Source organism: Pseudomonas sp. NBRC 111127 (genome assembly GCF_001320345.1).
Lineage (GTDB): Bacteria > Pseudomonadota > Gammaproteobacteria > Pseudomonadales > Pseudomonadaceae > Aquipseudomonas > Aquipseudomonas juntendi.
Genome location: NZ_BCBD01000312.1, coordinates 1 through 1,746, shown reverse-complemented (window position 1 = coordinate 1,746; position 1,746 = coordinate 1). Strand labels below are relative to the sequence as shown.

Here is a 1,746-nt window from a genome sequence, read left to right as displayed (position 1 = left end):
TCCTGTACCGCATCCGCCATGCCCACCACCACCAGACCGGTGACAAGTGGTGCATCTACCCCAACTACGACTTCACACACGGCCAGTCGGACGCCATCGAGGGCATCACCCACTCGATCTGCACCCTGGAGTTCGAAGGCCATCGCCCGCTGTACGACTGGTTCCTCGATAACCTGCCCGTGCCGGCACACCCGCGCCAGTACGAGTTCAGCCGGCTGAACCTCAACTACACCATCACCTCCAAGCGCAAGCTCAAGCAGTTGGTGGACGAAAAGCACGTCGACGCCTGGGACGACCCGCGCATGTCGACCTTGTCCGGCTTCCGCCGCCGTGGCTACACCCCGGCCTCGATCCGCAACTTCTGCGAAATGATCGGCACCAACCGGTCCGATGGCGTAGTGGACATGTCGATGCTCGAGTTCAGCATCCGTGACGACCTGGACCGCACCGCACCGCGTGCCATGTGCGTGCTGCGCCCGCTGAAGGTGGTCATTACCAACTACCCGCAGGGCCAGGTCGAGCAACTGGAGCTGCCACGCCACCCGAAGGAAGACATGGGCGTGCGGGTGCTGCCGTTCTCCCGCGAGCTGTACATCGACCGCGACGACTTCATGGAAACCCCGCCCAAGGGCTACAAGCGCCTCGAGCCAGCCGGTGAGGTGCGCCTGCGGGGCAGCTACGTGATCCGTGCCGACGAAGCCATCAAGGACGCCGACGGCAACATCGTCGAACTGCATTGCTCGTACGACCCGGACACCCTGGGCAAGAACCCGGAAGGCCGCAAGGTCAAAGGCGTGATCCACTGGGTGCCGGCCGAAGGCAGCGTCGAGTGCGAAGTGCGCCTGTACGATCGCCTGTTCCGCTCGGCCAACCCGGAAAAGACCGAAGAGGGCGGCAGCTTCCTCGACAACATCAACCCCGACTCGCTGCAAGTGCTCAGCGGTTGCCGTGCCGAGCCGTCGTTGGCCCAGGCGCAGCCCGAGGACCGTTTCCAGTTCGAGCGCGAAGGCTACTTCTGCGCCGACCTGAAAGACAGCCAGCCGGGCCGCCCGGTGTTCAACCGCACCGTCACCCTGCGTGACTCCTGGGGCAGCTGAGGAACCGCCGTGCTAACCATCTACAACACCCTGACCAAAGCCAAGGAAACCTTCAAGCCGCTGGATGGTAACAAGGTGCGCATGTACGTTTGCGGCATGACCGTGTACGACTACTGCCACCTGGGCCACGGCCGCAGCATGGTGGCGTTCGACCTGGTCACCCGCTGGCTGCGCAAGAGCGGTTACGAGCTGACCTACGTGCGCAATATCACCGACATCGATGACAAGATCATCAACCGTGCCAACGAGAACGGCGAAAGCTTCGACGCCCTCACGGCGCGCATGATCGACGCGATGCACGAAGACGAGCGCCGCCTGAACATCCTGCCGCCAGACCAGGAACCGCGTGCCACCGACCATATCGCCGGCATGCACGCGATGATCCAGACCCTGATCGACAAGGGGTATGCCTACGCGCCGGGCAATGGCGACGTGTACTACCGCGTCGGCAAGTTCGTGGGCTACGGCAAGCTGTCGCGCAAGAAGATCGAAGACCTGCGCATCGGCGCCCGCATCGAGGTCGACGAGGCCAAGCAAGACCCGCTCGATTTCGTGCTGTGGAAGGGCGTCAAGCCGGGCGAGCCAAGCTGGGAGTCGCCATGGGGCCCGGGCCGTCCGGGCTGGCACATCGAGTGCTCGGTGATGTCCA

2 protein-coding genes are annotated in these 1,746 nt (G+C 63.8%); both read left to right on the top strand.

Translation table 11 applies throughout. The features are described from left to right. The coding region (gene glnS, locus APH30_RS27115) for a glutamine--tRNA ligase (RefSeq protein ID WP_082416271.1) at window positions 1-1,097 on the top strand (1,097 nt) is incomplete at its 5' end. Between the two features lie 9 nt (window positions 1,098-1,106). Further along, the coding region (locus APH30_RS27110; protein ID WP_156326746.1) for a class I tRNA ligase family protein at window positions 1,107-1,746 on the top strand (640 nt) is incomplete at its 3' end.